Source organism: Niveispirillum sp. FG156 (assembly GCF_057809555.1).
The window spans coordinates 1-8,464 of sequence record NZ_JBMDKE010000080.1; the positions used below are offsets into that span (position 1 = coordinate 1).

At 63.7% G+C, this 8,464-nt stretch carries 9 protein-coding genes; 2 read left to right on the forward strand and 7 right to left on the reverse strand.

The genetic code is table 11. The features are described 5' to 3' along the window. Positions 1 to 108 precede the first annotated feature (108 nt). The 3 genes from ACODSP_RS27935 to ACODSP_RS27945 all read right to left on the reverse strand — a co-directional run bounded on the left by ACODSP_RS27935 (position 109) and on the right by ACODSP_RS27945 (position 3,396). Positions 109 to 540: an OsmC family protein gene (locus tag ACODSP_RS27935; RefSeq protein ID WP_444733275.1), complete on the reverse strand. Its 432-nt coding sequence runs from the start codon at positions 538 to 540 to the stop codon at positions 109 to 111. A 261-nt stretch (positions 541 to 801) separates the two neighbouring features. Then, complete coding sequence (uvrB, locus tag ACODSP_RS27940) at positions 802 to 2,994, reverse strand: excinuclease ABC subunit UvrB (RefSeq protein ID WP_488968785.1); 2,193 nt, start codon at positions 2,992 to 2,994, stop codon at positions 802 to 804. Positions 2,995 to 3,132: 138 nt separating this feature from the next. After that, positions 3,133 to 3,396, reverse strand: a complete 264-nt coding sequence (locus ACODSP_RS27945) for a hypothetical protein (RefSeq protein ID WP_488968778.1) — start codon at positions 3,394 to 3,396, stop codon at positions 3,133 to 3,135. Between the two features lie 177 nt (positions 3,397 to 3,573). Here ACODSP_RS27945 and ACODSP_RS27950 point away from each other — a divergent pair, with 177 nt between their 5' ends. Further along, positions 3,574 to 4,038 (forward strand): hypothetical protein, encoded by a 465-nt coding sequence (locus ACODSP_RS27950; protein WP_488968779.1) that lies wholly within the window; start codon positions 3,574 to 3,576, stop codon positions 4,036 to 4,038. Here the strand turns inward: ACODSP_RS27950 and ACODSP_RS27955 are convergent, their stop codons facing one another. The 4 genes from ACODSP_RS27955 to ACODSP_RS27970 are packed head-to-tail and all read right to left on the reverse strand — an operon-like array spanning position 4,039 to position 7,175. Continuing rightward, positions 4,039 to 5,640 (reverse strand): NTP transferase domain-containing protein, encoded by a 1,602-nt coding sequence (locus ACODSP_RS27955; RefSeq protein WP_488968780.1) that lies wholly within the window; start codon positions 5,638 to 5,640, stop codon positions 4,039 to 4,041. A gap of 4 nt (positions 5,641 to 5,644) precedes the next feature. After that, complete coding sequence (locus tag ACODSP_RS27960; RefSeq protein ID WP_488968781.1) at positions 5,645 to 6,352, reverse strand: XdhC family protein; 708 nt, start codon at positions 6,350 to 6,352, stop codon at positions 5,645 to 5,647. Beyond that, positions 6,349 to 6,675: an XdhC family protein gene (locus ACODSP_RS27965; RefSeq protein ID WP_488968782.1), complete on the reverse strand. Its 327-nt coding sequence runs from the start codon at positions 6,673 to 6,675 to the stop codon at positions 6,349 to 6,351. The genes ACODSP_RS27960 and ACODSP_RS27965 overlap by 4 nt, the downstream gene beginning before the upstream one ends. 50 nt (positions 6,676 to 6,725) lie before the next feature. Next, complete coding sequence (locus tag ACODSP_RS27970; protein ID WP_488968783.1) at positions 6,726 to 7,175, reverse strand: SRPBCC family protein; 450 nt, start codon at positions 7,173 to 7,175, stop codon at positions 6,726 to 6,728. Positions 7,176 to 7,367: 192 nt separating this feature from the next. On the opposite strand from ACODSP_RS27970, the gene ACODSP_RS27975 reads away from it, so the two are divergent. Further along, positions 7,368 to 8,336, forward strand: a complete 969-nt coding sequence (locus ACODSP_RS27975; RefSeq protein ID WP_488968784.1) for a TAXI family TRAP transporter solute-binding subunit — start codon at positions 7,368 to 7,370, stop codon at positions 8,334 to 8,336. Positions 8,337 to 8,464 lie beyond the last annotated feature (128 nt).

The following is an 8,464-nucleotide window of genomic DNA, read 5'->3' on the forward strand; positions in this document are numbered from 1 at the left end:
AGCTGCGACATGACTCATATCGGCGCTGACCGCGCCTTACGCTGGGTCCCGGCTTTCGCCGGGATGACGATCACGGGGGGGGGCGGTCAACGTAAAGCCGATCTAATGTCAGGCCAAGGTCGCTGACAGCTTGACCTCGGCGTTCAGGACCTTGGATACGGGGCACATGGCCTTGGCCTGGGCGGCCACTTCCTGGAACTTGTCGGCGCTGATGCCGGGGATCTTGGCGGTCAGGGTCAGTTCGACCGTCGCGATCTTCCAGCCGCCGCCATCGCTCTCCATGATCAGCACGGCGCCCGTTTTCAGCTCATCCGGCGGAAAGCCGGCGGCGGTCAGCAGGAAAGACAGTTGCATGGAGAAACAGCCGGCATGGGCGGCGGCGATCAGTTCCTCCGGGTTCGTCCCCTTGCCATCGCCAAAGCGCGCCACGAAGCTGTAGGGCACGTTGGCCAAGGTCGCACTCTGCGTGGACAGGGTGCCGCTGCCATCCTTGCCGGTGCCATGCCAGACGGCATTGGCGGTACGCTTGATCTGGGCCATCGCTGCGTCTCCATCGGGAAAAGTTGTATGATGGAAGCGTAACACTGGTTTGTGACGGGCGGCAGCGGGGTGGTGGGGATTTTTTAGGGGTTTTAACGATGTATTCCGCAGTCTGATAATGCTCCCCCCTTCGTCATCCCGGCGAAAGCCGGGACCCAGCGTCAAGGCGCGGTTAGCGCCGATATGAGTCATGTCGCGGCTATCGCCGCTCACGCTGGGTCCCGGCTTTCGCCGGGATGACGAAGAGAGGGACCTACCTCATCAACGCCGCTTCTTCGTGTTCTTGCCCCCGAACTCGATACCGCCCACGTTCAGCCCGCCATCCTTGGTCTTGGCAGCACCCTTGGTGCGGCCCCCCTTGTCCGGTTTGGCGCTGCTGCGCGGCTTTTCGCCCTGGGCGGAGGCGCGGATGGGGCTGGCGCCGGGGGCGAGGCCCAGGTCGATGGCTTCCAGGCGGCGGATTTCGTCGCGGATGCGGCCCGCCTCCTCGAACTCCAGATCGGCGGCGGCGGCGCGCATCTTCTTTTCCAACTCGGCGATGATGGTCTTGATGTCCTTGCCGGCCAGACCGATGCCTTCCGCCGCACCCGTATCCACCTCCACCCGGTCACCGCGTTCATAGACGCTGCCCAGGATGTCGGAGATGTTCTTCTTCACCGATTCCGGGGTGATGCCGTGGGCTTCGTTATATTCCAGCTGTTTGGCGCGGCGGCGGGCCGTTTCTTCCAGGGCCGCCTTCATGGAGTTGGTTTCGCGGTCGGCATAGAGGATGGCGCGGCCTTCGACGTTACGAGCCGCACGCCCGATGGTCTGGATCAGGCTGGTGCGGCTGCGCAGATAGCCTTCCTTATCGGCATCCAGAATGGCGACAAGGCCGCATTCGGGGATGTCCAGGCCCTCGCGTAGCAGGTTAATGCCGATCAGCACGTCGAAGACACCCAGGCGCAGATCACGGATAATTTCAATCCGTTCAAGGGTTTCGACGTCGGAGTGGATGTAGCGGACCTTGATCCCCGCCTCCATCATATATTCGGTCAGCGCCTCCGCCATCTTCTTGGTAAGCGTGGTGACCAGGACGCGCAGGCCCTTGGCCGTCACCTCCCGCACCTCTGCCATCACATCATCGACCTGGGTGTCGGTGGGGCGGATGATGACTTCAGGATCGACCAGACCCGTGGGGCGCACCACCTGTTCGGTGAAGACACCGCCCGTCCGCTCCAACTCCCAATCGCTGGGCGTGGCGGAGACGAAAACGGTCTGCGGACGCATGGCGTCCCATTCCTCGAACTTCAGCGGGCGGTTATCGGCGCAGGATGGCAGGCGGAAACCGTAATCGGCCAGGACTGATTTACGTACAAAGTCGCCCCGGTACATGCCGCCGACCTGTGGCACCATGACGTGGCTTTCATCGACAATCAGCAGGGCATCTTCGGGCAGATATTCAAACAGGGTGGGCGGCGGTTCGCCCGGATTGCGGCCCGACAGGTAGCGGGAATAGTTTTCGATGCCGGCGCAGGAGCCGGTGGCCACCATCATTTCAATATCGAAGGTCGTGCGCTGTTCCAGGCGCTGCGCCTCCAGCAATTTTCCTTGTGGAACAAGCTCTTCCAGCCGCAATTTCAAGTCACGTTTGATCTGTTCCACGGCCTGGAACAGGGTCGGCTTGGGCGTGACATAGTGGCTGTTGGCGTAGATGCGCACCTCCTTCATGGAGGCCAGTTTTTCGCCCGTCAGCGGATCAATCTCGTTGATCGCCTCCAGCTCATCCCCGAACAGCGACAGGCGCCAGGCGCGATCCTCCAGGTGGGCGGGGAACAGTTCGATCGTGTCGCCGCGCACGCGGAAGGAGCCACGGCCAAAGCCGGCATCGTTGCGGCGATATTGAAGCTCAACCAATCTCTGAAGAAAACCCTGCCGGTGCAGCATCTGCCCGACCTGCAACGGGATGGTCATTTCCGAATAGGTTTCGACCGAGCCGATACCATAGATGCAGGAGACCGAGGCCACGATGATGCAGTCCTGCCGTTCCAGCAGGGCGCGGGTGGCGGCATGGCGCATGCGATCGATCTGTTCGTTGATCGAGCTTTCCTTCTCGATATAGGTATCGGTCCGGGGCACATAGGCCTCCGGCTGATAATAATCGTAGTAGGAAACAAAATACTCTACGGCGTTGTTTGGAAAGAAACTTTTCATCTCGCCATAGAGCTGCGCCGCCAGCGTCTTGTTGGGCGCCAGGATCAGGGTCGGGCGCTGCACCTTCTGGATGACATGGGCCATGGTGAAGGTCTTGCCCGAGCCGGTGACACCCAGCAGCACCTGATCCTTTTCGCCCCGGATCAACCCGTCGGTCAGTTCCACAATCGCGCGTGGCTGATCACCCGCCGGCGTGTATTCCGACACGACGGTCAACGGTTCGATGAACGGCCTCTCTTCAAGCTTTATGCGCCAGGGCATGACGGCTTCGGGGACGAGGGCGGCGGCGGGATCGGCGGTCTGGCTCATGGCCGGTAATCTATGCCTGTCCGGGGCCGGCGAAAAGGGGTTTGATCCGTTTTTGTTCCCTTTACCATCACGGTGACAGTGGCAGGCGGCTTATGAGGGCGACATAGGGGCTGGGCCGTTCAGCAATTGCCGCCCATCCCAGGGGCTGAGCATCAGGTGGAAATCGTCGCCCACATCATCAAGATGGTCGATCAGCAACTGGGCGGCGCGTAAATCTACCTCTGTCTCCAGCGATAGGGCCATGCGGTCAAGGTCCGGCCGGCGCACGCGCAATTGATTGACCAAGCGCACCAGCCGCACCAGGGCGGCGGCCAGATCATCAGGCAGGCAATGCAGGTCGGGATAGGGCAGCATGGGGCGGATTGAGGGGGCATGGTACGGGGCGGCGTCCGGCGACTATGCGCCCGAAATTGTTAACAAGTTGCCTGTTCATCCAGATAGGTCCCTGTAAATTCACTGGACCTGCTGCCCATCCCGCCTATAACGATTGGGTGGTATTGGCTGGCAGGGGGCCAGTCTGGTTTGGGGAGAGTGACGCTCGTGTCTCAGGCGCTTCAAACGGTTGCCCAACTGGCGCGCGCAGCGGAGAAGGGTTTGCCCATCGGTCCGGGTGCGGTGCGCATGGACGAAGCCGGCGATTTAAGCGTCACCAGCCCCACCACAGCCTCGCGCCATCATTTCTTCCTGGACGGGCTGATGTTCCATGTTAGCCTGACACCGGATGATGAAGGCACGTTGCTGCAGATCTGGGCCGAGGTGGGGTACATGCCCTTCACCATCGAATCGCCCGAGAAGCGCATGCGCCTGTCCAAGGTAATGCGCGCCGCCGGCCACCTGCGGAACGCCCGGTTCGTGGTGGATAGCAAGCAGATGATCATGGTGCTGGGTCAGGCCCATGTTGATGGCCATGTCACCCTGCCCGACTTCATGTATGAGATCCTGCAATTCGTGCAGGAGGCGCGGCCCTATCTGAAGGTGCTGGGCCAGTATTTGTGATTAGGGGTTGCTGAGCATGGCCAGGGCGTCGGGCGTGTCGACGTCCAGCAGGATGCCTGTATCCCCCACCGCCACCTCGCACAATACCGGCGCATGCGCCGCGATCAGGGCGCGCGCGCCCTTGTCACCCGTCAGCATCAGCATTTCCGGAATGAAGGCCGCGTCCCACAGAACGGGGTTGCCGCGCTGACCGCCACAGGTGGGCAGGATGATGGCGCGGCCATCATCGGGGCTGTAGGCCGCGATCAGGCGGTTGATGGTGGCCGCCGTCAGGCGCGGCATGTCGCCCAGCAGGACCAGCACACCGTCAATATCGTCCGGCAAGGATGACAGGCCGGCCTTCAATGTGGCGGACATGCCATCGGCATGGTCGGCGGCGTGGACAAATTCCACGGGCAGGTCGGCAAGGGCCGCACGGACGGCGTCGGCCTGATGCCCGGTGGCGATGGTGACGCCCGTCAGTTGCGACGACAGGGCCGTATCGACGACATGGCGGACCAGGGGCAAGCCCTGCCATTCGCACAGCAGCTTGTTGGCCCCGCCCATGCGCCGGCCAAAGCCGCCGGCCAGGACAAGGCCGTGGATACGCTGCGCACGCGGCAAGGCGGTGGCAAGCGCGCGTGGCAGGGGGCGGCCCGGAATTTCGGCCAGCAACCCGCCGACACCCATGGCCATGATCGCAGCGGCATCGACGGGCAGGCCCGCCCCCAGCCGCTGCAACACCCAATCCACGCCATTCAGGCGCGGCGACCGGGCGCAGCCGGGCAGGCCCAGGACGGGCCTTCCATCCAGGTCGCCCAGCAACAGCAGATTGCCAGGGTCCACCGGCATGCCCAGATGCAGGACGCGACCACCCGCCGCCTCAATCGCCGCCGGGATCACATCGCGGCGGTCGGTGATGGCCGAGGCGCCGATGACCAGCAGGATATCGCCGTCCATGTCGCGCAGGGCTGCGGCCAGAGCGGTGACATCGTGCGGACACCGAACATCCCCCACAAGGTCAGCGCCGATGCCGGACAGGCGGTCGACGGTGACGGCGACGCTTTTATCAAGCACCGATGGCTTAGTACCCGGCAGAATCGTCTGGATCAGGCCGGCGGACAGGCCGATCCAGGGCGACAGGGACACCGGGCCGGCACCCGCCAGCATCCATTCCAGTTTCGTAATGATGCTGTCGGGCACGGCAAACGGGATGATCTTGATGGTGGCCAGCATCTGGCCCTTCAGCACGGGCGTGAAGGGCGGGACGGTGGCGATGGTCACCGCCTCATCCACGCGGTTCAGCGCATGGATGGTAGCGGCGTCGATGCCGGCCAGACCGTCGGCGGCGGCGAACAGGTTGACGCGGCCGGTATAGGCGGCGCTTACCGTCAGGTTGGGGCCAGCCAGACGGGCGGCGATGCGGGTGGCAGCGGCGTCTTCGCCCACATCACCCGGCTCCAACTGCGCCACGGTAATTGTTTCGATACCGGATTGGGTGAGCAGTGCCACATCATCAGCGCTGATCACCCGCCCCTTGGTGAAGCGGCCATGGGTGTGGTGGACGCCATGGGCCAGGATGCTGCCGACAGAAACGGCGACCGGTACGGGACCGAAACGCATGTTCCTATGCCTTCCACTTGGCGCCGCGCAGGGCCAGGATGATGTCGGCCAGGATGGAAATGGCGATTTCCGCAGGCGTCACCGCCCCGATATCCAGGCCGACAGGGCCATGGATGCGGGACAACTGCACCTCCGACACTCCCTGCCCGCGCAGCCGTTCCAGGCGCGCGGCCTGGTTCTTCCGTCCACCCAGCACACCGACATAGAAGGCATCGGTGGAAAGGGTGGCGATCAGGGCCGGGTCGTCGAATTTCGGATCATGGGTCAGGGCAACCACGGCAGTGCTTGCATCGGGGCGCAGGGCGGCCAAGGCCTCATCCGGCCAGTCGGTGACCAGCACCGTGTCGGGGAACCGTTCGGGCGTGGCAAAGGCGGCACGCGGGTCGATCACCGTGACATCCAGACCGGCCAGCCGCGCGGCGGGCGCCAGAGCCTGGGCCAGATGCACGGCCCCCACGATCAGCAGGCGGTTGGCGGGTGGATAGACATTGATGAAGAACCGGCCCTCGTAGAATTCAACAATGCCACTGCGGTTTTCACGGATGGCGTCCAGGACCTGCGGCAGGAATTCATCCTCCAGCGCCACATCGCCCATCTGCCGCCCGTCCAGATCGACCAGCGTCTGCAGGCCCGACCCCAGATCGGTGACCAGGGCCACGGCGCGGCGGTCAGCCATGGCGGCGCGCAGCGCATCGAAAATCCGGGCCTTCATTGGATCGGCTCCACATACACTTCCAGCTTGCCGCCGCAGGCCAAGCCCACTTCCCAGGCCATTTCATTGCTGATCCCGAAGGACAGGAAACGCGGCTCACCATCGGCAAGGACCTTCGCCGCCTCCATCACCACCGCCCCTTCGACACAGCCGCCGGAAACCGAACCCGCCATGGCGCCGCTGGCGGAGACAGCCATCAGGCTGCCCACGGGGCGCGGGGCGGAGCCCCAGGTGGCGATGACATGGGCCAGGGCCACGGATTGCCCGGCATCGCGCCAGGAGGCGGCCTGGGCCAGGATGGCTTCGTTATCGTCGCGGATCATGGAAGGTTCCAGTTGGGATCAGCCGCATATGGGGATGCCGGCGGCGATTGTCAGGCCGCCGGTGTCAGGGCGGCGGCGAAGGCCGCGAAAAATTCATCGGCCAGCTTGGCGGCGGTGCCCTGGATCAGGCGCGCGCCCAGCTGCGCCAGCTTGCCGCCCACGGTGGCTTCCGCCTTGTAGCGCAGGATGGTGGTGCCATCGGGCCCATCGGTCAGGGTGACCACCGCCCCGCCCTTGCCAAAGCCGGCGGCCCCGCCCTGCCCTTCGCCGGTGATGCGGTAGCCGTTGGGGGCATCAATGTCCGACAGGGTGACGCGGCCCGCGAATTTGGCGCTGACCGGGCCGATCTTCAGCTTCAGCTTGGCCGACAAGGTCGTGTCATCGTCCCGCACCAGTTCCTCGCAGCCCGGAATGCAGCGGCGCAGGGTTTCGGTGTCGTTCAGCGCGTCCCAGACACGGGATCGCGGGGCCGGGATGGCGTATTCGCCTTCCATATCCATCGGGATGTTCCCACAAAATTCAAACCAGGGCGCCGCAGCCTGCCACAAAGCGGTGGCAAAAGGAAAATCCGGCATGAAGCGCATTGCGTGTGACCGGAATTTTCTGAAAGATCAATGATCAAGAAAAGGGCCATGGACAGGCCCCGCGCACCGGAGAACGGTCAGCAGCAACAAACAATGGGAGGATGGTTCATGGACGGTTTGAGCCGGCGGCAATTCGGCATTCTGGGTTTGGGCGGCGTGGCGGCGGCGATGGGCGCCATTCCGGCATGGGCGCAGGCCCCGCGCTTTGTCACCATCCTGACGGGCGGGACCAGCGGGGTTTATTACCCGCTGGGCGTCGCCCTGTCGCAGATCTATGGCAAGGCCATGCCGGAGACGAAGTTCACCGTGCAGGCCACCAAGGCATCGGCGGAGAACCTGAACCTGTTGCAGGCCGGTCGTGGCGAGATCGCCTTTACCCAGACCGATACGCTGGTCCAGGCGGTGCGCGGCGATGCGGAGGTGGGGTTCGCCAAACCATTGGACAAGCTGCGCAGCTTGGCCGTGATCTATCCCAACTATATTCAGATCGTGGCGTCGAAGGCGTCAGGCATCAAGACCTTAGCCGACCTGAAGGGCAAACGCATATCGGTGGGGGCACCGAAATCGGGAACGGAGATCAACGCGCGGGCCGTGGTGAAGGCTGCCGGCCTGTCCTATGCCGATTTCGAGAAGGTCGAGTATCTGCCGTTTGCGGAGAGTGTCGACCTGATGAAGAACCAGCAGCTGGATGCCACCCTGCAATCCGCCGGTCTGGGCGTGGCGTCGCTGCGCGATCTGGCCAGTTCCATCGACATCACCGTCGTATCGGTGTCGGCGGAGACGGTGGCAAAGATTGGCGAAGCGGTTTACCGCTCCGCCGTCATTCCCGCCAACACCTATAACGGCCAGACGGCGGATGTGCCGACGGTGGTGACGGGCAATGCGCTTGCCACGCATGCCGGCCTGTCGGACGAGGCGGCGTACCAGATGACCAAGCTGATGTTCGAGAATCTGGACGCCCTGAAATCCGCCCATGCGGCGGCCAAGCAGATCGCCCTGTCCAAAGACGCGGCGACGGAGTTTGCGCCCCTGCATCCAGGCGCGAAGCGGTTTTACCAGGAGAAGGGGTTGTTGTGAGGGGGGGCGTAACGGTTTCCGATCCTGTTACGCCCCTCTTCGTCATCCCGGCGAAAGCCGGGACCCAGTGTCAAGGCGCGGTTAGCGCCGATATGAGTCATGTCGCAGCTATCGCTGCTTACGCTGGG

What these genes read in the sequence shown, in the direction of transcription:
- ACODSP_RS27935 (WP_444733275.1), bottom strand. Translation starts at nt 540, where the DNA reads ATGGCCCAGATCAAGCGTACCGCCAATGCCGTCTGGCATGGCACCGGC.
- uvrB (WP_488968785.1), bottom strand. Translation starts at nt 2,994, where the DNA reads ATGCCCTGGCGCATAAAGCTTGAAGAGAGGCCGTTCATCGAACCGTTG.
- ACODSP_RS27945 (WP_488968778.1), bottom strand. Translation starts at nt 3,396, where the DNA reads ATGCTGCCCTATCCCGACCTGCATTGCCTGCCTGATGATCTGGCCGCC.
- ACODSP_RS27955 (WP_488968780.1), bottom strand. Translation starts at nt 5,640, where the DNA reads ATGCGTTTCGGTCCCGTACCGGTCGCCGTTTCTGTCGGCAGCATCCTG.
- ACODSP_RS27960 (WP_488968781.1), bottom strand. Translation starts at nt 6,352, where the DNA reads ATGAAGGCCCGGATTTTCGATGCGCTGCGCGCCGCCATGGCTGACCGC.
- ACODSP_RS27965 (WP_488968782.1), bottom strand. Translation starts at nt 6,675, where the DNA reads ATGATCCGCGACGATAACGAAGCCATCCTGGCCCAGGCCGCCTCCTGG.
- ACODSP_RS27970 (WP_488968783.1), bottom strand. Translation starts at nt 7,175, where the DNA reads ATGGATATGGAAGGCGAATACGCCATCCCGGCCCCGCGATCCCGTGTC.
- ACODSP_RS27975 (WP_488968784.1), top strand. Translation starts at nt 7,368, where the DNA reads ATGGACGGTTTGAGCCGGCGGCAATTCGGCATTCTGGGTTTGGGCGGC.